This is a genomic window from Bradyrhizobium barranii subsp. apii (assembly GCF_011516635.5).
Taxonomy (GTDB): domain Bacteria; phylum Pseudomonadota; class Alphaproteobacteria; order Rhizobiales; family Xanthobacteraceae; genus Bradyrhizobium; species Bradyrhizobium barranii.
This window is the reverse complement of sequence record NZ_CP096255.1, coordinates 266,175-285,355: the sequence shown is the minus strand read 5'-3', so window position 1 is coordinate 285,355 and position 19,181 is coordinate 266,175. Positions and strand designations below refer to the sequence as shown.

Here is a 19,181-nt window from a genome sequence, read left to right as displayed (position 1 = left end):
CCTGCAAATTCGATTGTGGATTGAACGAAGCCGCTGCCGCGGCGTAGGGGGCAAGGTGGCATAGATCGCCTCCTGGCTGAGAGGATGTGGGTGTTGGAGCCCACCCCCTCAGACAGGAGTATCGAGATGGCCGATTTGAGCCCTCTTCGCCGCCGCATGATCGAAGACATGACCGTCCGCAATCTGTCGCCGGCGACGCAAAGATCCTACATCAGCGCGGTTTCGAAGTTCAGCCGCTATTTTGGCCGATCGCCTGACCGGTTAGAGCTGGAAGACGTCCGCGCCTTCCAGGTGCATTTGGTCTCGACCGGCATCTCATGGCCGGCGCTGAACCAGATCGTCTGTGCGCTACGGTTTTTCTACGGCGTCACGCTCGGCGAGGCGCTCATCCCAGAGCGCATTCCCTATGCGCGAGAACCGCGCAAGCTGCCGGTCGTTCTCAGCGCCGACGAAGTGGTTCAGTTTCTTGAAGCGGTATCGAGCCTGAAGAGCCGCGCCGCGCTCACCACCGCCTATGCGGCCGGGCTCAGGGCCTCGGAGGTTGCGGGACTGCGGATCGAAGACATCGACAGCGCCCGCGGCGTCATCCAGGTGCGCCACGGCAAGGGCGCGAAGGATCGCAACGTGATGCTGTCGCCCCAGCTGCTGGGCATCCTGCGCACCTACTGGCGGCTCGCCCGGCCGCGGCTTTATCTGTTCCCTGGTCGTGACGAAGATCATCCGATCGATCAGACCGTGCTGCATGCCGCCTGCCGGTCGGCGGTGAAGGCTGCGGGCCTGACCAAGCGCGTCACGCTGCACACGCTGCGCCACAGCTTCGCGACACATCTTCTCGAGAACGGAACCGATATCCGGATCATCCAGGTCTTGCTCGGGCACAATAATTTGTCGTCGACAGCGCGCTACACGCAGGTCGCCACCGATACGATCCGAGCGACGCAGAGCCCGCTCGATCGCCTGTCGCTGGAGGTGACGCCACCTGGATGACCCGCAGCGGGATGCGGGTCATGACCCGCTCCGACATCCGCTCCAACAGGCCCGCCATCGAGATTGCCGATATTCTGCGCCGGCATGGCGACGCCTATCGCCGTGTACATGCCGGTCATCTGGGGCGGGTCGAGCGGCGCGTGATGAGCGCGATCGTTGCGTGCCGGACCGAGGCGCTCGGCGGCCACATGCAGGCTTGCGACGACTGCGGCACGACACGCGTTGCCTATAATTCCTGCCGCAATCGGCACTGTCCGAAGTGTCAGGGGAGAGCCCGAGCCGCGTGGCTCGCCGCGCGTCAAGCCGACCTGCTTCCGGTTCCCTATTTCCACGTCGTCTTTACACTTCCCGCACCGATCGCCGCGATCGCTTTCCAGAACAAGGCCGTCGTCTATGCCATCCTGTTCAAGGCTGCCGCCGAGGCGATGACGACGCTCGCCGCCAATCCACGCCGGCTCGGCGGTGCGATCGGCGGCGTCGCCGTCCTCCACACCTGGGGACAGACGCTGATGCATCATCCCCACGTCCATTGCGTCGTTCCGGGTGGCGGCCTCTCGCCCGATGGCGCGCGCTGGACCGCTTGCCGACCGAACTTCTTCCTGGCCGTCAAACCGTTGTCCAGACTATTTCGCACACTTTTTCTCAAACGTCTGTCGGCAGCCTTCAACTCCGGTGCCTTGCGTTTCTTCGGCGATCTCGGAGCTCTGGCCGAGCCGGCTGCCTTTGCGGCCCACCTCGACGCCATGCGACGCATCAACTGGGTTGCTTACGCCAAGCGGCCCTTCGGCGGACCCGCACAGGTCCTGGCCTATCTCGGCCGCTACACCCATCGCGTCGCGATCGCCAACAGCCGGCTCGTCGCACTCGACGACGATCATGTCGCCTTCTCATGGAAGGACTATCGCCAAAACAGCGCGACAAAGATCATGAATCTCAAGCCCGATGAGTTCATTCGCCGTTTCCTGCTTCATACGCCGCCTGACGGCTTCCACCGCATCCGCCACTTCGGCTTCATGGCCAACCGCCATCGCGCTGCCAAGCTCGCCCTTTGCCGCGAACTTCTCGATCATGAGCGAACAGCCCCAAACGATGGCCAGCCGTCGCCTGTGGATTCGGAGGCTCAAACCTGGGCCGAGGTTCCTGCCTGTCCCGATTGTGGTGGCGTCATGCGCATCATTGAGCGCTTTCGACATAGCTTCAGACGCCCCAGCCCTCGAACATCACCGTTCCGATGCGACACATCGTGAGCCAAGTCATGTCGTGCACGACGATCATCATTCGTCATTTCGCTCCCAGCGTCTCGATCATCGCGGACGATGTCGAATCCGTGCTGTCACACTGCGCGACAACAACCGTCCGATGCAGCAAAAGGCCTATCGCGATCTCAGGCGAAGCGCGTCTGATCTCAACTCTTCCAGGATGCGCACTCCTGTGTCTCTGCCTCACGCGCCGAGCCAGCAGATCGGGCATGGCGATCTCGAACAATCCCCATAGCTGCAAAACCGCGAATAGCCTCCCGCGCCTTCGTTCAATCCGGCTTCAATGAGGTCGCGTCATAAGCGCCTGCCGCGCCCTCGCGTGAGCGCGACCTCACAGAACCCTCCAGATTCCCTTTCGCAGCGGACCATGATTCTGTGTTGCATCGGAGGGGACGATGCGACCGAAGAAGCACAAGACGACGGGATCGAACGACCTGTTCCGGGCGCGGCTGGACCAGATCATCAATCTGAAGCACGAGCTGGTTCTGTTGGCCGGCAAGATCGATTGGGACTGGATCGACGGCGAGATCGCGCCGCTCTACAGCGAGAACGGCCGGCCGGGGATCGAGACCCGCTTCATGATCGGGCTGCTGTTGCTCAAGCAGATTTACGGGCTGTCCGATGAGGGGATTTGCGAGCGCTGGGTCCACGACCCGTATTTCCAGTACTTCACCGGCGAAGAGTTCTTCCAGCACGCCTTCCCGCACGAGCGATCGGACCTGAGCCATTGGCGCAAGCGGCTCGGCGACAAGCTGGAACTGCTGCTGGCCGAGAGCCTGCGGGTGGCGCACGAGGCCGGCGCGTTACGCGGCCAGGACCTCAAGCGGGTCACGGTCGATACCACGGTGCAGCCAAAGGCCATCACCTTTCCGACCGACGCCAAGCTGCTGCATGCGGCCATCAAGGGGCTCAATCGCCTGGCGAGAAGGCACGGCGTCAGGCTGCGGCAGTCCTATTCTCGGATCGCCAAGGCCGCCGCGATGATGGCGGGCCGCTACGCCCATGCCAAACAATTCAGGCGGCATCAGCGGCAGTTGCGTATCCTGCGCTCAAGGCTCGGCCGGATCATCCGCGATATCCGCCGCAAGATCGACGGCCAGCCAGCCCTGGAGGAGGCGTTCGCCCTTCCGCTTGGCCGGGCCAGCCAGATCCGCTCGCAGCAGCAGCGCCAACGCGGCTGGAAGCTTTATTCTTTCCATGCCCCGGAGGTGGAGTGCATCGGCAAGGGCAAGGCCTCCGCGCCGTACGAGTTCGGCGTCAAGGCTTCCATCGTCACCAACAACCGCCGAGCTCCCGGCGGTCTGTTCGTGCTACACGTCAGGGCGCTGCCCGATAATCCGTATGACGGTCACACCCTGCGCGACGTCATCGACCGCACCGAGGCACTCACCGGCTGTCCGATCGAGCGGGCCTATGTCGACAAGGGGTATCGCGGCCACGACGCTCAAAATCCACGTCGCGTCTTCATCTCCGGCCAGAAGCGCGGCGTCTTCGGGATCATCAAGCGCGAGTTGCGCCGCCGATCCGCCATCGAGCCCATCATCGGACACCTGAAGGCCGAAGGTCACCTCGGGCGCTGCTACCTCAAAGGCCGCGCAGGAGACGCCGCCAACGTCGTCCTCTCCGCCGTAGGCCACAACTTCCGCCGCATCCTCGCCTGGCTGAGAGATTTCTTGGACCTGTTCCTGATCCGGATATGGCGCACGTTCACATGTCCCATCCCGCTCAATTCGGATTCTTAACGGACGACTAATCGTCCGTGGTGCGGACGGTCGGGCTCTGCGCGCCATAAGATTCAAAACCTTGCTCGGCCACGAAGCCGACGCGGCAGTCGCCGCACATCTTGATTGCGTCGAGCCGCTGCGCCGAGCCCGAATGCATGTTTCGCGGGATCGTGAGCACGGATTTCAGGGGATCGTGAGCAGAGATTTCAGACGATCGTGAGCACGGATTTCGCGGGATCGTGAGCAGCTTTTCAGCAACTCAGCCCGCTTCGGCCGACAACTCAACCGGCTTAGGAACTGCCTCGTCAGTGAACGAGGAAGGCCGATGCCCACCCAGAGATTGTCGATGCGCCGGATCAAAGAGGTTCTCCGCTTAAAACATGTTCAAGGCTTGCCGGAGCGAGCCATCGCGCGCACCTTGGGCATCAGCAACGGCGCCGTGCACAGCTATCTACGCCGAGCCGGGGCTGCCGGGCTGAAGTGGCCGTTGCCGGCCGGAATGAGCGACGAGGACCTGGAGCTGCTGCTTTTCCCGGCGCCGAGGCCTGCGTCGCAGAGCCCCCAGCGGGCCGTTCCCGACTGGGGCTATGTCGACAAGGAGCTGCGCCGACGCAACGTGACCCGTCGGCTGCTGTGGGACGAGTATCGCGCCACCCATCCCGATGGCTTCGGCTACACCTGGTTCTGCACGACGTACGAGGCCTGGAAGGGGCGAGCCCGGCCTTCGATGCGGCAGACGCATCTGGGCGGCGAGAAGGTTTTCGTGGATTTCGCCGGCGACACCATCGACGTCATCGATCCCTCAAACGGGGAAGTGCAGTCGATGAAGCTGTTCGTCGCGGCGATGGGCGCCTCCAACTATACCTATGCCGAGGCCTGTCCAAGCGAGGGGCTCGCCGACTGGATCCGGGTCCACATCAATCTTTTCGCCTTCCTCGGCGGCGTGCCGACATTCGTAGTCTGCGACAATCTCAAGGCCGCCGTCACCAATCCCGACCGCCACGATCCCGGCCTCAACCGAACCTATGCCGAGATGGCGAGCCATTACGGCACGGCCATTCTCGCAGCCCGGCCGCGGCGCCCAAAAGATAAGGCAAAGGTCGAAGTTGCGGTGCAAGTCGCCCAGCGATGGATTCTGGCGCGGCTGCGCAACCAACGCTTCTTTTCGTTGGCGGAGCTGAACGCAGCCATCAAAACACTCGTCGTCGAACTCAATGCAAGGCAGATGCGCGACTTTGGCGCCAGTCGCGCCGAACTGTTCGCCGAGCTCGACAAGCCCAAGCTTACAAAGCTGCCGGACCAGGCTTACGCTTTCGCACGCTGGAAGCGATGCCGGATCGGCCCCGACTATCATATCGAGATCGATGGACACTGGTATTCCGCGCCGTATCGGCTCATCCGTGAGCTTGTCGACGCACGCATCGATGACAGAACGGTCGAGATCTTCCACAACGGCCGCAGGATCGCCAGCCACGCCCGCGCGCCCAACCGGCGGGGCCACACCACCATCGCCGACCATATGCCCAGCGCCCATCGGCGCTACGGTCAATGGACGCCCGCCGGAGTGATCGTCGCCGGCGAGCGGATCGGTCCGTCGACCGCCGCCTTCTTCCAGGCCGTGATCGCGGCCCGGCCGCATCCCGAGCAAGGCTTTCGCACCTGCCTCGGCATTCTGTCACTGGTCAAAAGCTACAGCGCGGAGCGCGTCGAAGCGGCCTGCCGGCGCGGCATTCTGATCAAGGCGCGATCCGTCGCCTCGATCCGCTCCATCCTCCAGAACGGTCTGGATCGTACCTTTCTCGACGAGCCCTCCGAACACCAACCCCTGCGCCACGGCAACATCCGCGGCCGCGATTATTTTCACTGAAGCCAAGGAGACCTGTATGCTCAACCATCCCACCCACGAACGCCTGATCGAGCTCGGCTTGAGCGGCATGGCCAAGGCCTTCGAGGAGCAGCGACGATCGCCTGATCTCGAAGCCTTGCCGTTCGAAGATCGCATCGGCCTGCTGGTCGACCGGGAAGCGGCGGAACGCGACACCAGGCGGCTCACCACGCGCCTCAAGCTGGCCTCGCTCCGCCAGAATGCCTGCGTGGAGGACGTCGATTTGCGCACGCCGCGGGGTATCGACCGGGCCGTCTTCGCCAAGCTCGCCAGCGGCGACTGGATCGATCGCCACGAGAATTTGCTCATAACCGGGGCGACCGGATTGGGCAAAAGTTGGTTAGCCTGTGCCCTCGGCCACAAGGCCTGCCGAGATAATCGCTCGGTCCTCTATCACCGCGTCCCAAGATTGTTCGAAGCGTTGGGGCTCGCGCGGGGCGATGGACGTTATGCCCGCTTGCTCAAAACCCTTGGCCGCGCCCAGGTTCTGATTTTGGATGATTGGGGATTGTCGGTGCTCACCGCTGCCGAGCGGCGCGATCTACTGGAAATCCTTGACGATCGCCATGGCCGCTCCTCCACCATCGTAACCAGCCAACTCCCTGTGGACACATGGCACGAAGTTATCGGAGATCCCACGCTAGGCGACGCGATTCTGGATCGCCTCGTCCACAACGCTCACCGCCTCCAGCTTGCTGGCGAAAGCATGCGAAAACGCAACGCCAAAACCATCACCCTTGACGAGCAGCCAGAACGCTGACCCTATCACCGCCTCGGCCGGAGCGAGGCTGCTCACGATCGTCTGAATTCGGCGCTCATGATCGCGCGAAATCGCTGCTCACGATCACTGAAATATGCAGCCCGAATACATCCAGTGCTGGCCTTCGAGCTTCGCCACCACGCGCTCGATGCTGCTCTTGACGCCGAATGGCTTGCCGCAGCGGATACAGCAAAACGGCTCCTCTTCCTTGAGAACCCGGGTTGGCGCGCGGCTGGCCCGGAAGTCAATCTGCGGAACCAGCGTGATGACGTTCTCCGGGCACGTCGTCCGGCACAGGCCGCACTGGACGCAGGAATCTTCGACGAACCGCAACGCCGGGCGCTCGGGGTCGTCGCGCAGGGCACTCGTCGGACAGACCGACACGCAGGACAGGCAAAGTGTGCAGCCGGCAGCATCGATCTCGACCGCCCCGAACGGCGCGCCCTCGGGCAACGGAATGACATCGACCGGTGCAGGCGCCGCGCGGTGCAGTTCGGCCAGCGCAAAGCGCAACACGTCGCGCTTGCCGCCCACGGCGCGGAAGCTCGCAGGGCGCGGAGCGGGCGCGTCGGCCGGCGCGGTGCGGAGCGCTTCGATCAGACGGTCCGGATCGTCGGTCGCTATGACGGAAAGCCGGGCCGGGCCGAAGCCGAGTCCGGCAAGGATCGGATCGGCGAGCGCAACCGTCCGCGTCAATCCGGAGACGTCGTGGCGCGGCTTGGCCCGCAGCAGGAAACGCACCGCCGACACGCCATAGGCAAAAGCCGCGATGATGCTCTCCAATCCGATTTGCGTGACCTCGTTGACCGCAAACGGCAGCACGTTTGCGGGCAAGCCGTCGCCGAACCGCGACAGCGCGTCGATCAGCGGCGCGCCGTGGCCTTCGTCATGGACGAGGACAACGGCCCGCTCGCCGCCCGCCTGACGGTATGCGAGCAGCATGGCACGCAGCTTTCTGACCAGCGCGTCCTCTGCCGGCAGCGCATAGGACGCGGCGCCGGTGGGACAGGCCGTCGCGCATTGGCCGCAGCCCGCGCAAATGTTGGCGTCGATCGCCACATGGTTGCCGGCAGCTGTGATCGCGCCGGCCGGGCAGGAATCGAGACAGCGGGTGCAGCCGGTCCGCTTCGAGCGCGAATGTGCGCAAAGCCCGGCGTCGAAGGTGATGTAGCGTGGCTTCTCGAAGGTCCCGACGAGGTCGCGCGCTTTCAGCACGGCCTGGAGGATTGCTGCGGGACTGCCGGGATCCGCACGCAGATAGCCGTCGCGCAAGTCGGCAGGAACCAGCGCCGGCCCGCCGGTCAAGTCGAGGACGATGTCGCAGCTCGAACGGGCGTTGTTGCGCGACGCGCCAAACGTCAGGGCGCGACGCGAGGACGGTGCGGCTTCGGCGAAATCGTCGACCACGACATCGAACGCGCCTAGAGCGTTTTCCGATCACGTTGCGTCGTAACCAGCCGCGACGAGATAATTTTGACATTCCTCGGGTGAGAAGCGTTTGAGAGCGTTGGCGATTGCTTGCCAGAGATCGGGCATGGTGCGGGCTGCGGCGGCCCGCAACAGCGCTTTCAGTTTGGAGAAGGCCATTTCAATCGGGTTGAAGTCTGGACTGTAGGGCGGAAGATAGAGCAGGCTAGCTCCGACCGCCTGGATGGCCTCTCGAACGCCATGGACCTTGTGAGCGGGCAAGTTGTCCATGATAACGGTATCGCCCGGCCGCAGCGATGGGGCGAGCAATTGCTCGACGTAGGCCAGGAAAGCGTCGCCATCCATTGGACCGTCCAGAACAAGCGGCGCGATCAGACCGTCGGAGCGCAATCCAGCGGTGAACGTCGTCGTCTTCCAATGTCCGTGTGGGATAGCTGCACGACATCGCTCGCCGCGTGGCGAGCGCCCGTAACGCCGCGCCATTTTGGTGTTGGCGCTGGTTTCGTCGATGAAGACGAGACGCTCAGGGTCAAGGTCGATTTGCCCTTCGAACCACTCCTCACGTGCGGCATTTATATCGCCGCGCCGTTGCTCGGCGGCGTGCGCTGTCTTTTTTTAAGTGTGATCTTTCTGCGCTGGAAAAAACGCCAGAGCGACGCGATGCCAGTCGATATTCCATGACGTTTCAACAGTTCTCGCAACTCGGCAAGCGTGATATCCGGCCTCGCTGTCACCGCCTCCAGAATCAATTGCGAATGCGCTTCGATGCGCTGCGATTTGCGGTCACCGCCCTGGCGTTTAGGAACGATGTCGCCAACTTTCTTGAGGCGAGCGCGCCAGCGGATCGCACTGGCCGCGCTGACACCAAAGCGCTCAGCAGCCTGTCGACAGGACATGCCACCGTCAATCGCGGCTACCACCCTTTGGCGAAGATCAACCGAAAGCGCCCTGGCCATACATGCTGGCCTCCCTCGCCAGCATGCAGCTTGAATCTGACTCGCGCCGTTTTGGGAATCCCCACCCGATTCTTTCCGGTCGGAAAATGCTCTAGGTGTCCCTTGACGCTCGTTATCCGGCCCTTGGCAATCGGATAGTCGGCGTTACGTGGCGGTGCGATCGCGGCTGGCGGCGCAATCAGCACGGTGACGTCGAGATGCTCCTTCAGCAAGTCGCCAGCCTCGATCGCGGCCTCGTCGCGGCCGTAGATCAGGATGACCCCGCTGCTTTCCAGCTGGACCATCGGCGCGGGTGCAGCGACTTCGGCCGCGGCGGCCAGCAGCGCGGCCATCTTCGGTCCCGCGCGGTCGGCATCGCCGGACCATCCGGCGGTCTCGCGGATGTTGGCAAACTGTATCGAATTCGCACGATTATTTTCGGAAGCAACCTGCGAAAACAACGCTGCCTGCTGCGTGCAGGCCACCGTGAGCGGACCATCTTCGGCGGCGACAGCCTTGAATCGGCCGAGTTCGGCGCCGCAGAGCTGCGTCGCTGCCGTCACTTCACCGCGGCAGCCGCGGCGAATTGCGTCTGCATCGAGCGGCATCGTCCCTTCGCACGAGCAGATCAGGAGGCGCCTGCCGGTGTCAGATATGACGGTCACAATATCTCGCGGCTCCCAAAATAGAGCGGCCACCTACTGGCCCGTTCACCCCCGAAGTATATACTCCGCGTATCGGAAAAGACGACGCCCGTATCACGAGCGCACGATTATCGCTCTCGCCGGGCGCGAGCGCGCGGCTTCGCTGGATTGGCTTCGGAAGCGGGAACCACATCTCGATCGCGAGAGGGTACATTGATATCGACAAGTCTTGCACGCATTGCTGTCGGTGTCGCAATCGAACGGCGCAAGGCGAAGAGTGCGTGGGCCGATTTTCTGTGGCGGCCCGTCTCGGTGTTCGCGGGAGAGCCGTCCGCGAAGCCGTGGACTCCGATTGGTGGCGAAGGCGAGGTCACGTTGTTCTACGCCGGTGATGCCGTGATCGAGCTGCACCGGACCGAAACCACCAACTATCGCGAAAATCTCGCGTCAGGCTCGCCCACGCTGTGGGTCAATTTGCGTCCGACCGGTTCCGAGCCGCCCTACGAGCTGCTCGCGGTCACGGCCGATCCGGCGGAGGGCGAGGCGTTTACCGATGCAGGCAGCAATCTGGTCGAAGCCGTGCCGATGCCACCAGGCATCTCCGAGATCGTCGGCCGGTTCGTCGCCGAGCATCATGTCGAACGACCATTCGTCAAACGGCAGCGCAATCGTTAGCAGCGGCATGAGAGAGATCAATGTCAGAGACTAACGTCTTCGTTCGCTGGGCGCGGCTCAAGCAAGCCTCGAAAAGCCAAAACGCTGAACTTGCCCCGGCCGACAAGGAGCAGGCTGCCGAGCCGTCCGTAGCGAATGGCGAGAACGTCCGGCCTTTCGATCTCGCCAGTTTGCCGTCGATCGAATCGATCACCGCTCACACCGACATTGCGGCGTTCCTGCAGACGGGCGTTCCGGCCGAACTGACGCGCCTGGCATTGCGCCGTGCCTGGGCAGCGGACCCTGCGATCCGCGACTTCATCGGGATCGCGGAGAACCAGTGGGATTTCAACGATCCCAACGCAATTCCCGGATTTGGCCCGCTCGACCCGGCGGACAACGTCGCCGATCTCGTTGCGCAGATGTCGAAGGGGCTGGAGCAGGTGGGTGACGCGCTTGCGGATGTGCCGCCGCCAACCGAGCTCATTCCGCAAGGAAAGCTTGATGCCGAACAGCCCATTCTCGAACCGATGACATTCGCAGCTCAATCGCTGCCCGATGATGCCACGGCGCGACCGGACCAGGAGCGGAATGAGAGCATGCAGTCCGTCAGTCCTGCTGCCGGAGAGCCGCCCTCCCAGCGAGCACGACGTCATGGCAGCGCATTGCCCCGCTAGCAACCGGCAGGATGATATGTCTTGCGCGATCGAACAATGATGGATCCAACTTCAACAACCGCTTCAGTGCGTATCGTCGATGAATTCGACCTCGCCCGCGCGCAGGAATATGCGCTGTTGGCGACGTTGCTGATGCGCAGCCCCGACACGCAGCTGCTGCACCGGATCTCTGCATTGCACGGCGATGCAAGTGCGATGGGCGCGGCACACATGGCGCTGGCGGATGCGGCGCGCCGGACCAATGAGGAGGCCGCTTCGCGCGAGTTCTTCGCCCTCTTTGCAGGGTTGGGCAAGGGGGCGCTGCTGCCTTATGCGTCACACTACCTGTCCGATACCCTGTATGGCCGTCCACTCGCGCGGTTGCGCGAAACTCTCGAGGGGCTCGGCCTCGAAAAGGCCCCGGAGCGTACGGAGCCCGAGGATCACGCGGGATTTCTCTGTGAGATCATGGCAGGCTTTGCCGGCGGGAGCATTTTGGCACCAGCAGGCGCCGAGCGCCTCTTCTTTGATCAGCATGTCTCACGCTGGATGAGGCGCTTTTTCGCCGATCTCGAGCGGGCGCGTTCGGCAGACTTCTATGCCGCCGTTGGCGCGCTCGGACGGACGTTCATCGATATCGAGGCGGAGGCCTTCGCACTTCCAGGTTGAACACGGCGTTTTGTACCGCCGCTGCACAAATCCGTTTGGGAGCGTGCTAGATTATAGATGTAGGGATCAACAGAATGCGCGTTTTCATAATTGCCTGTCTGTTCGCCGCCGTCGTCGCACTCGGTGCCGCGGGCATCGTTGATCATTTCGTGCAGGAGTCCGCCACAACGGCGTTCGCTGAGTCGAGCGCCCGCGTTTAGCGGTCATTATTGTTTGTTAAGCTTTCTGTTCTCCACATAGACGTGGGAGACGCCATATGCGCCGGTTGCTGATCGCCTGTTTCGCCGTTGCAGCTCTGATCGCCGCTTCTGCCCTGATCTTCAGGACGCAACCTCGCTCGATAGAGCTATCCGCAGCGGCCATGCCGTCCTTGGTCGAGCTGCACGCCATGGCGGGCGTCCATCAGCTCGCGGATCAGGAGATCGACGATCAGTCGCTCATTTTCCCGGCCAGCGTAAAGCAATAACCTGGCTCCAGACGATCCTGCTCCCGGCCCGCCTAGATCGGCATCTCGAAAGAGAAGGTCGTTTCGCGTCCGGTCGATATCGCACTCAATTTGCCTCCATGGGCCTGGGCGATTTGCGAAGCAATGTAGAGACCAAGTCCCAGACCCTGCTGACTGGGCCGATCGCCTCGCGTGTATGGCTTGAAGAGGTTTGCCAGCGCCTTTTCGGAGATTGGCGGGCCTTCGTTGGACACCGTCAGATCGAACGTTCCGTCCAAGGTTCTGGCTACGACGTGGATCGGCCTACTCTGGTCACCGTACGTAATTGCATTCCCGAGCAGGTTCGAGAAAAGTTGGCCCATCTTGCTCCGATCGCAGCTGATGGGCTCTTCGATCTGGACCGATGAACTGATCGTCACGGTCGGCCAAGCCGTCCTGAACTCCGCAATGATTTGCTCCAGCACCGGCGTCAACGGCAGCGTCGCATCTTGCTTGATCGTAAGGCCTCCGCCAAGTCGGCCTCGCGCGAAGTCCATGACGTTTTCGACGATGCCGGCCATGCGATAGACGGCTTTTTGAACGCCAAGCGCGATTTCGGGCGCCCGCCCGGTGTCGAGGTTCTTCAGCAGCACGCGCATGCCCGCATCGACGGCTGCGAGGGGATTGCGAAGATCGTGCCCCAATACGCCGATGAACTGCTCGCGAAGCTCTGCCGTTTTTCGTTCGTCGATGAGATCGGCCTGACTCCGCTCCAGACGTTGATTGAGTTCGAGCTGTGCAGCGATCAGTTCGGCCAACAGCTGAAACGTGTCGAGGATTTCAGGCGTACGAAGTTGTCGAGGCGTGGGGTCGATGGCGCACAATGTTCCCCAGACGGCTCCGTCGATCAGGACGATGGGAGCTGAGATGTAGCTGCGAAATCCATACATGGCCGGTGTCGGATGATTGCAGAAGACGTCGTCCGTCTGCACATCGTTGATGACGACCGTGTTGCCGTGCTGCCGGATCTCGTTGCAGATGGTCGTCTCGACACGCAGTTCTCCGCCCGGCTCAAGGCCAAAGGCGATGCTGTCCCGAACGGCGCAGCAAATCCATTGATCTGAAGTCACGCGCGCTATCGCGACGAAGCCCATGCCCGTTATGCGTGCGGCCAAATCCAAAACTTTGGGAACTGCCCCAATCTGCTGGACGGCATCCACGTCCGCCTTGATGTCAATTGCCATGGTGAACCCTAACGCCCTACTCTAACAAACGCGATCCTTTGCAAGACGTTCGGTGGAACAAAGAAGCCGTTCAAACCTTATGCTCGGTTATGCCGGAGCATAAGTGTCCAATCTCAGCCAGCATAGGGACGTGATCCTCATCGTGGAAGATGACTTCCTCATCCGCGTGAACGCGGCTGACATGGTGCGGGATATGGGCTTCGATGTCTTCGAGGCGGCCGACGCAGACGAGGCTGTCAATCTGCTGGAGACGGAACCGGCGATCACCGTCGTCTTCACAGACATTCAGATGCCCGGCTCGATGGATGGCCTTCGGCTGGCGGCGGTGATCAGAGATCGATGGCCGCCCGTGCGGCTCCTCATTACGTCCGGCCAAGTCAGCCCGGCAGCGGATGACATCCCACTCGGGGCGAGGTTCATCCCCAAGCCGTATCTTCCTGCGCAGCTTCACGACCAGCTTGAAATGCTGGCCGGCGGGCGGGCATAGCGGGCTTTTCAAGCCGAGCCCTCAGACCACCCGTCTCCCGGTCCGCTCCGCCACCGCCTTCTGCACAAAGTACATCGCGACCAGCGAGACGATTGCCGACGCGACGACGACGTAGCCGATCCGGTCGAAATGGAGCAGCGAACCATCCGGTTGTTGCGCGATGATGGCGGCGGCGAGGACCGAACCGAGCCCACCGGAGAGCTGCTGAAGCGACGCGCTGACCGCGCTGAACGAGCCGCGCTGGCTGGGGTCGGGGATCGCCGACATCAGCGCCTGCGACGGGATCATGCGCGAGAAGATGCCGACGAACATCAGCACGTTGACGAGGATCGCGGTCGCGAGCGAGACGTGGCCGAGATGGGTGTAGATCAGCACCATGATGACAGACACCACGCTGCCGAAGACGAAGGTCGGGTACTTGCCGAACGCGTCGCTCGCCCTGCCGACCAGCGGTCCCGTGACGATGCTGAACAGGCCGGAGACGAGATAGATCGTCGGCAGATGCAGGATGTCGATCCCGAGATTATGCACGGTGAAGGCGCTGGAGAACGGCATCAGCATGTACCCGCCCGTCGCCAGCAACGTCGTGACGGCGAAGGCCAGCGTATAGCGCGGTTGTCCGACGGTCGCGATCAGATGGCGGAACGGGTTTCTGTCCTGCTTCAGTTTCAGATGCGCGTCGACCGGCTCCATGGCGAAGGCGATGATTGCGATCGCGACGATCACAGGCCGACGATCGCAATGAAGCAGACATGCCAGTTCCAGTGGTTGGCGAGAAACAGTCCCGCGGGAATGCCGAGCACCTGGCTCGCGGCGAACGCCGTCTGGACGAAGCCCATGACGCGGCCGCGCAGGTGCAGCGCGAACAGATCGGTGATGATGGCGAGCACGACCGAGCCGATCACGCCGCCGAACAATCCGGTCACGATCCTGCCGAGCAGCAGGACGTGGTAGGTCTGCGCGGCGGCACAGAGCAGGGTCCCGAGCGTGAAGCCGACATAGAAGAACAGCAGCAGGCGCTTGCGGTCGAAGCGATCGGCAAAGCCGGCGGCGAGGATCCCCGATAGTCCCGCGCTGAACGCGTAGGCCGAGACCGCGACGCCGAATTGTCCGGCCGTGATGTCGAGCGCCGGCATCAGGATGGCGCCGAGCGGCGACATGATGATGAAATCGAGGATGATCGTGAACTGCGTGAACGCGAGCAGTGCGATCAGGAGCGCCTGGTAGCGCGTAAAGCCGCGCTGGCGTTCCTGTTGGTCGTCGATAGGCGCAGCGAGCGTCTGTTCGGTCATGACACCTGATTTCATTGTGGGCGGGGCGAGCGAGCGCGCGAAACTCGCAGATGGGGTCGGCCGGGAGGATTTTCACGGGGCGCGCGGCAAAAGCCCTGCCGGAACATGAAGCTGGCGCCGGGTTGTGGGATCCATGCAACAGCAGGGTGCATGGCTTGGGTCCGGCATCCCCCAGGGGCCGCCGGCCCTCAGCCGGATTAAGCCGCCCTTAGCGAATGCCCCCTAGGCTCTCGGCCGTCCATTTCCCTGCTCCCCGGCCTCAGGGCCGGTCATGTTGCGGCAAGTTAGAGCGTTTTCGGATGGAGCAGCCTGCCTGGCACTACGATTCGGGCGTCCCCACACCGTCGGCGGTCCCCGCCGCGGCGCGGACGCTTGTCATCGATCTCGAAGGCGCCCTGCTCCGTTCCGAACTGCTGCTGGAAGCGCTGTTCTCCAGCCCCGGCCGCATGCTGGCCCGCTTCGGCGCGGGCGGACGCCCGGGCATGGCGGCGCTCACGGATATCCTGGCGCAGGCCGAGCTCGACTACGCCCATCTGCCCTATGACGCCGACGTGCTGAACCAGGCCCTGGCGGCGCGGGCGCGGGGCGACAAGATTTATCTGGTGGCCGGCCGGTTTGCGCATCACGCGGCGGGCATTGCCGCGCATCTCGGGTTCGATGGCGTCGTTGCGCCGGCCGATCTCACGGCGGCTGACCGGCTGCCGTTCGACCGCGCCTCCATGGAGCGCATCGAGACGCGCGGCAGCAGCCGTGCCAGCCTTAAGACCTGGGCGCAGGCGCTGCGCGTCTATCAATACGCCAAGAACACGCTGGTGTTCGTGCCGGCGATCACGGCGCATCAGATGAACCTTGCGACGCTCGGCTACGCGTTGCTGGCGTTCCTGGCGTTCTCGGCCTGCGCGTCGGGCGCCTACCTGATGAACGATCTGCTCGATCTCTCAGCCGACCGGCAGCATCCGACCAAGCGCCATCGCGCGCTGGCGGCAGGTCGACTGCCGATGTCCTCGGCACTGCTTGCGATTCCCGCGCTGTGGCTGCTCGCGGTTACCGCCAGCCTCTGCATCTCGCCTTTGTTCCTCGGCGTGCTCGGTGGCTATCTCGCCACCACGATCGCCTATTCGCTCGCGCTCAAGCGCAAGATGCTGGTCGACGTCGTGACGCTCGCCGGCCTCTACGCGCTGCGCATCATCGCCGGCGCGGTCGGCGTCGGCGTCGTGCTGTCGGAATGGCTCTTGATCTTCTCGCTGTTCGTGTTCACCTCGCTGGCGCTGATCAAGCGCTTCAGCGAGCTCAGCATGCGCGAGAGCGCCGGTCTCGCCGATCCCTCCAACCGCGATTACAGGATCACCGACCTGCACATCATCGGCGCGATGGCCGCGGCGAGCGCCATGAACGCGGTGACCGTGTTCTCGCTCTACGTCTCCTCCTCCGCGGTGACGCCGCTCTACAGCCGTCCCTGGATGCTATGGCTGCTCAACCCGCTGCTGCTCTACTGGTTCGGCCGCGCCCTGATGATGGCGCATCGCCGCGAGATGCCCGACGATCCGATTCTCTACACTTTTCGCGATGGCGCCAGCCGCGCCACGGTGGCGGCGATGATCTGCATCATGCTGGCGGCGATCTGACCGCGCCCCGGCGGGAACAGCTGCCGCTTGCGCGGCCGGCCGGCAGTGGCTACATCGCGGGCAATCCGATTAGCTTATGATGCCGACCGACCAATTCGATTGAGGTTTTGAAACGCCATGACCGTACGCCTGCATCGCGGCGACCTGCCCGACCTGTCCCGCTACACCGGAGCGGTGGCGATCGACACCGAGACCATGGGGCTGAACCCGCACCGCGACCGGCTCTGCGTGGTGCAGCTCTCGCCCGGCGACGGCAGCGCCGACGTGGTGCAGATCCCCAAGGGCCACACCGACGCGCCGAACCTGAAGGCCCTGCTGGCCAATCCCGGGATCACGAAGATCTTCCATTTCGCGCGGTTCGACGTCGCGGTGCTGTACCAGACCTTCGGCGTCATGACCGGCCCGATTTATTGCACCAAGATTGCCTCCCGCCTGACCCGCACCTACACCGACCGGCATGGCCTCAAGGACCTCGTGCGCGAGGTGCTCAATGTCGACCTCTCCAAGCAGCAGCAATCCAGCGACTGGGGTTCCGACAGCCTGACCGAGCCGCAGCTCGCCTACGCCGCCTCCGACGTGCTGCACCTTCATGCCCTGCGCGAGCGGCTCGACGCCATGCTGGTGCGGGAAGGCCGCACCGCGCTGGCAAAAGCCTGTTTCGACTTCCTGCCGACCCGCGCCCTGCTCGACCTCCAGGGCTGGCAGGAAGAGGACATTTTCGCGCATTCCTGAGGCCTCGGGCCGCTGTTAGCTTAGGGCTGCCGCCCCGTTTCGGACACTTTCGTGCGGCCTGTCGCAGGCTGCATATTCAGGCGGCGCCGGATACAATGGCGTGCGCCCGTCAACCGGACGAGACGAGCGACACCTCGGGAGCTCAGGTGAATTCGGCCCAGAATCCAACCTACGACGCCGCGCTTGGGGCGAAGTTTGCCAGCGCGGCGCGCCACAGCCGCCTGGTGCGGATTCTGCGCATCGCGGTGCCGGTGACGGTGGCTGCGTCCATGGCCGCGATCGTCGCCGTCTCGACCTTCCTCAATCCCTTCCAGATCCCCGTGAAGCTCGACTCCGGAAATCTCGTGGTGACGGGCACCAAGATCACGATGGAAACGCCGCATATGTCCGGCTTCACCCCGGACCAGCGGCCCTACGAGCTCTGGGCCAAGACCGCGACGCAGGACATCACCGACCCCGATCATGTCGATCTCAATGATTTGCGCGCAAAGGTGCTGATGGAAGACAAATCCACTTTGCTGCTCGATGCGCGCACCGGCCGCTTCGACAACAAGCAGCAGCAGCTCGACCTGCACAAGGACATCTTCCTGCGCACCTCGTCCGGCTATGAGGCGCGGCTGAACTCGGCCTTCGTCGACATGGGCAAGGGAGCGGTCTCCTCGGATGAGCATGTCGACGTCAAGCTGACCAACGGAACGCTGACCGCCGACCGGCTGCGGATCACGGAAGGCGGCGACGTCATCCGCTTCGAGGGCAATGTGGTGATGCATCTGGACAAGCTGGATGACCCCGCCGCTGCCCAGCCTGCGCCGGCCGAGCAGCCCGCGCCGCCGGTGAAGACACGCACGCCTCAGAACAAGTCTGCCAATTCAAAGTGATTTTCATGGTGAGATTCTTTTCGCGCAACGAAGACAAGCGGTGCGCCATTCTCGGTGTGGCCGCGCTCGCCGTCACCGTCGCGCTGGTCGCAACCGGTGCGGCCGTCGCGCAGAGCACGATGCAAGGCGTGCCCAACGCAATGCAGGGCTTTTCGCAAAACCGCGACCAGCCGATCCAGATCGAAGCCGCCTCGCTCGAGATGCGCGACAAGAAGAAGGAGGCGACCTTCTCCGGCAATGTGAAGGTCATCCAGGGCGACACCACCATGACCTCGAAGACGCTCGTGGTGTTTTACGACTCCGGCGGCAGCGACAAGCCGGCCGCGCCGCAGCCCGCGGCGAAGGGGACCAAGGGTGCGCCGATGCAGTCGGCGCAGCCGGGGCCGGGCGGCAGTTCCTCGATCAAGCGGCTGGAAGCGCGCGGCAATGTCGTCGTCACCCAGAAGGACCAGGTGGTAACAGGCGAGACCGCCGTGTTCGACACCAAAACCAACCTCATCACCATGCTCGGCGGCGTCGTCCTCACGCAGTGCAGGAACGTGCTGCGCGGCGACCGTCTGGCGGTCGACATGACCACCGGCGTCTCGCGGGTGGAATCCGACAGCGGCAGGGTGCAGGCATTGCTGCCGCAGGGCGGCAGCAATGATTGCGGATCGGGGAGCCCGGGCAAGCCCGCTCCGGCGCCGCCTCTCCAATTGCCCGGCGCAGGCAAACAAAAGTAAATTCCTGAAGTAACTTCAAGCGCTTGGGCCAGATTCTCCCGATCCGAGGTTGAAGCTTGCCCGGCGAGGCTGTATCTAGCGCGAAGGGCTTTCCAAGCGGGGTTCGCCGCTTTTCGGGCGTGTTTCACTGGGCATGAGACATCCCTTCACTCATGCTGTGCTGGCGAATCGCAAGG

Annotated in this window: 19 protein-coding genes and 2 pseudogenes; 15 read left to right on the top strand and 6 right to left on the bottom strand. The window is 63.3% G+C overall.

Features of this window, described 5'->3' with window-relative positions:
- The first annotated feature begins 126 nt into the window (after nucleotides 1–126).
- From HAP41_RS01335 to HAP41_RS01325, 3 genes are all read left to right on the top strand, one after another.
- On the top strand, nucleotides 127–987 hold the full coding sequence (locus HAP41_RS01335; protein ID WP_029085027.1) for a tyrosine-type recombinase/integrase: 861 nt from the start codon (nucleotides 127–129) through the stop codon (nucleotides 985–987).
- Between the two features lie 20 nt (nucleotides 988–1,007).
- Entirely contained in the window at nucleotides 1,008–2,234 is a 1,227-nt protein-coding gene (locus HAP41_RS01330; protein ID WP_166061603.1) for an IS91 family transposase, read from the top strand.
- A 407-nt stretch (nucleotides 2,235–2,641) separates the two neighbouring features.
- Nucleotides 2,642–3,988, top strand: a complete 1,347-nt coding sequence (locus HAP41_RS01325) for an IS5 family transposase (protein WP_166053956.1) — start codon at nucleotides 2,642–2,644, stop codon at nucleotides 3,986–3,988.
- 7 nt (nucleotides 3,989–3,995) lie between these two features.
- On the opposite strand, the gene HAP41_RS49935 is transcribed toward HAP41_RS01325, so the two are convergent.
- Nucleotides 3,996–4,127: a hypothetical protein gene (locus HAP41_RS49935; RefSeq protein WP_256478548.1), complete on the bottom strand. Its 132-nt coding sequence runs from the start codon at nucleotides 4,125–4,127 to the stop codon at nucleotides 3,996–3,998.
- 168 nt (nucleotides 4,128–4,295) lie between these two features.
- Here HAP41_RS49935 and istA point away from each other — a divergent pair, with 168 nt between their 5' ends.
- Complete coding sequence (gene istA / locus HAP41_RS01320; protein ID WP_166063394.1) at nucleotides 4,296–5,837, top strand: IS21 family transposase; 1,542 nt, start codon at nucleotides 4,296–4,298, stop codon at nucleotides 5,835–5,837.
- Between the two features lie 16 nt (nucleotides 5,838–5,853).
- Complete coding sequence (gene istB, locus HAP41_RS01315) at nucleotides 5,854–6,615, top strand: IS21-like element helper ATPase IstB (protein WP_166063422.1); 762 nt, start codon at nucleotides 5,854–5,856, stop codon at nucleotides 6,613–6,615.
- A 105-nt stretch (nucleotides 6,616–6,720) separates the two neighbouring features.
- Here the strand turns inward: istB and HAP41_RS01310 are convergent.
- The 3 genes and pseudogenes from HAP41_RS01310 to HAP41_RS01300 form a co-directional block, all read right to left on the bottom strand.
- A pseudogene (locus HAP41_RS01310) lies at nucleotides 6,721–8,040 on the bottom strand (4Fe-4S binding protein); the annotation flags it as partial.
- A gap of 12 nt (nucleotides 8,041–8,052) precedes the next feature.
- Nucleotides 8,053–8,999 (bottom strand): IS630 family transposase gene (locus tag HAP41_RS01305; RefSeq protein ID WP_166055883.1). Its coding sequence is split into 2 segments (ribosomal slippage): nucleotides 8,053–8,660 and nucleotides 8,660–8,999, totalling 948 coding nucleotides; the frame shifts between segments, so codons are not numbered across the junction.
- The gene (locus HAP41_RS01300; protein WP_224580545.1) at nucleotides 8,957–9,586 is read right to left on the bottom strand and encodes a hypothetical protein; all 630 of its coding nucleotides are present in this window, start codon (nucleotides 9,584–9,586) and stop codon (nucleotides 8,957–8,959) included. Before HAP41_RS01300 ends, HAP41_RS01305 begins: the two co-directional genes overlap by 43 nt.
- Nucleotides 9,587–9,835: 249 nt before the next feature.
- On the opposite strand from HAP41_RS01300, the gene HAP41_RS01295 reads away from it, so the two are divergent.
- The 5 genes from HAP41_RS01295 to HAP41_RS01280 all read left to right on the top strand — a co-directional run bounded on the left by HAP41_RS01295 (nucleotide 9,836) and on the right by HAP41_RS01280 (nucleotide 12,067).
- Nucleotides 9,836–10,297 (top strand): DUF3305 domain-containing protein, encoded by a 462-nt coding sequence (locus tag HAP41_RS01295; RefSeq protein WP_166063434.1) that lies wholly within the window; start codon nucleotides 9,836–9,838, stop codon nucleotides 10,295–10,297.
- Nucleotides 10,298–10,317: 20 nt separating this feature from the next.
- Nucleotides 10,318–10,953 (top strand): DUF3306 domain-containing protein, encoded by a 636-nt coding sequence (locus HAP41_RS01290; RefSeq protein WP_166063466.1) that lies wholly within the window; start codon nucleotides 10,318–10,320, stop codon nucleotides 10,951–10,953.
- Between the two features lie 36 nt (nucleotides 10,954–10,989).
- Nucleotides 10,990–11,601 carry a TorD/DmsD family molecular chaperone gene (locus tag HAP41_RS01285; protein ID WP_224580546.1) on the top strand — a complete coding sequence of 204 codons (612 nt, stop codon included), beginning with the start codon at nucleotides 10,990–10,992 and terminating at the stop codon, nucleotides 11,599–11,601.
- Between the two features lie 74 nt (nucleotides 11,602–11,675).
- The gene (locus HAP41_RS49930; protein WP_256478547.1) at nucleotides 11,676–11,801 is read left to right on the top strand and encodes a hypothetical protein; all 126 of its coding nucleotides are present in this window, start codon (nucleotides 11,676–11,678) and stop codon (nucleotides 11,799–11,801) included.
- Nucleotides 11,802–11,857: 56 nt separating this feature from the next.
- Nucleotides 11,858–12,067, top strand: a complete 210-nt coding sequence (locus tag HAP41_RS01280; protein ID WP_166063480.1) for a hypothetical protein — start codon at nucleotides 11,858–11,860, stop codon at nucleotides 12,065–12,067.
- A gap of 32 nt (nucleotides 12,068–12,099) precedes the next feature.
- On the opposite strand, the gene HAP41_RS01275 is transcribed toward HAP41_RS01280, so the two are convergent.
- Entirely contained in the window at nucleotides 12,100–13,269 is a 1,170-nt protein-coding gene (locus HAP41_RS01275; RefSeq protein WP_166063505.1) for a GAF domain-containing sensor histidine kinase, read from the bottom strand.
- A 130-nt stretch (nucleotides 13,270–13,399) separates the two neighbouring features.
- On the opposite strand from HAP41_RS01275, the gene HAP41_RS01270 reads away from it, so the two are divergent.
- A complete protein-coding gene (locus HAP41_RS01270) occupies nucleotides 13,400–13,756 on the top strand; it encodes a response regulator (RefSeq protein ID WP_224580547.1) in 357 nt (118 codons plus the stop codon).
- 21 nt (nucleotides 13,757–13,777) lie between these two features.
- Here HAP41_RS01270 and HAP41_RS50235 read toward each other — a convergent pair.
- Nucleotides 13,778–15,048 (bottom strand): annotated as a pseudogene (locus HAP41_RS50235) (MFS transporter).
- A 299-nt stretch (nucleotides 15,049–15,347) separates the two neighbouring features.
- Here HAP41_RS50235 and HAP41_RS01260 point away from each other — a divergent pair.
- The 4 genes from HAP41_RS01260 to HAP41_RS01245 all read left to right on the top strand — a co-directional run bounded on the left by HAP41_RS01260 (nucleotide 15,348) and on the right by HAP41_RS01245 (nucleotide 19,005).
- A complete protein-coding gene (locus HAP41_RS01260; RefSeq protein WP_166063519.1) occupies nucleotides 15,348–16,673 on the top strand; it encodes a UbiA family prenyltransferase in 1,326 nt (441 codons plus the stop codon).
- Between the two features lie 117 nt (nucleotides 16,674–16,790).
- On the top strand, nucleotides 16,791–17,405 hold the full coding sequence (locus HAP41_RS01255; protein ID WP_166063548.1) for a ribonuclease D: 615 nt from the start codon (nucleotides 16,791–16,793) through the stop codon (nucleotides 17,403–17,405).
- 146 nt (nucleotides 17,406–17,551) lie between these two features.
- On the top strand, nucleotides 17,552–18,283 hold the full coding sequence (gene lptC / locus HAP41_RS01250; RefSeq protein ID WP_166063570.1) for an LPS export ABC transporter periplasmic protein LptC: 732 nt from the start codon (nucleotides 17,552–17,554) through the stop codon (nucleotides 18,281–18,283).
- 5 nt (nucleotides 18,284–18,288) lie between these two features.
- Nucleotides 18,289–19,005 carry an LptA/OstA family protein gene (locus tag HAP41_RS01245; protein WP_166063603.1) on the top strand — a complete coding sequence of 239 codons (717 nt, stop codon included), beginning with the start codon at nucleotides 18,289–18,291 and terminating at the stop codon, nucleotides 19,003–19,005.
- Nucleotides 19,006–19,181: the final 176 nt, after the last annotated feature.

Bases quoted from the DNA above. Each gene is read 5' to 3' on its own strand.
- HAP41_RS01335 (WP_029085027.1), top strand. From the start codon at position 127: ATGGCCGATTTGAGCCCTCTTCGCCGCCGCATGATCGAAGACATGACC.
- HAP41_RS01330 (WP_166061603.1), top strand. From the start codon at position 1,008: ATGACCCGCTCCGACATCCGCTCCAACAGGCCCGCCATCGAGATTGCC.
- HAP41_RS01325 (WP_166053956.1), top strand. From the start codon at position 2,642: ATGCGACCGAAGAAGCACAAGACGACGGGATCGAACGACCTGTTCCGG.
- HAP41_RS49935 (WP_256478548.1), bottom strand. From the start codon at position 4,127: ATGCATTCGGGCTCGGCGCAGCGGCTCGACGCAATCAAGATGTGCGGC.
- istA (WP_166063394.1), top strand. From the start codon at position 4,296: ATGCCCACCCAGAGATTGTCGATGCGCCGGATCAAAGAGGTTCTCCGC.
- istB (WP_166063422.1), top strand. From the start codon at position 5,854: ATGCTCAACCATCCCACCCACGAACGCCTGATCGAGCTCGGCTTGAGC.
- HAP41_RS01300 (WP_224580545.1), bottom strand. From the start codon at position 9,586: ATGCCGCTCGATGCAGACGCAATTCGCCGCGGCTGCCGCGGTGAAGTG.
- HAP41_RS01290 (WP_166063466.1), top strand. From the start codon at position 10,318: ATGTCAGAGACTAACGTCTTCGTTCGCTGGGCGCGGCTCAAGCAAGCC.
- HAP41_RS01285 (WP_224580546.1), top strand. From the start codon at position 10,990: ATGATGGATCCAACTTCAACAACCGCTTCAGTGCGTATCGTCGATGAA.
- HAP41_RS49930 (WP_256478547.1), top strand. From the start codon at position 11,676: ATGCGCGTTTTCATAATTGCCTGTCTGTTCGCCGCCGTCGTCGCACTC.
- HAP41_RS01280 (WP_166063480.1), top strand. From the start codon at position 11,858: ATGCGCCGGTTGCTGATCGCCTGTTTCGCCGTTGCAGCTCTGATCGCC.
- HAP41_RS01275 (WP_166063505.1), bottom strand. From the start codon at position 13,269: ATGGCAATTGACATCAAGGCGGACGTGGATGCCGTCCAGCAGATTGGG.
- HAP41_RS01260 (WP_166063519.1), top strand. From the start codon at position 15,348: ATGGAGCAGCCTGCCTGGCACTACGATTCGGGCGTCCCCACACCGTCG.
- HAP41_RS01255 (WP_166063548.1), top strand. From the start codon at position 16,791: ATGACCGTACGCCTGCATCGCGGCGACCTGCCCGACCTGTCCCGCTAC.
- HAP41_RS01245 (WP_166063603.1), top strand. From the start codon at position 18,289: ATGGTGAGATTCTTTTCGCGCAACGAAGACAAGCGGTGCGCCATTCTC.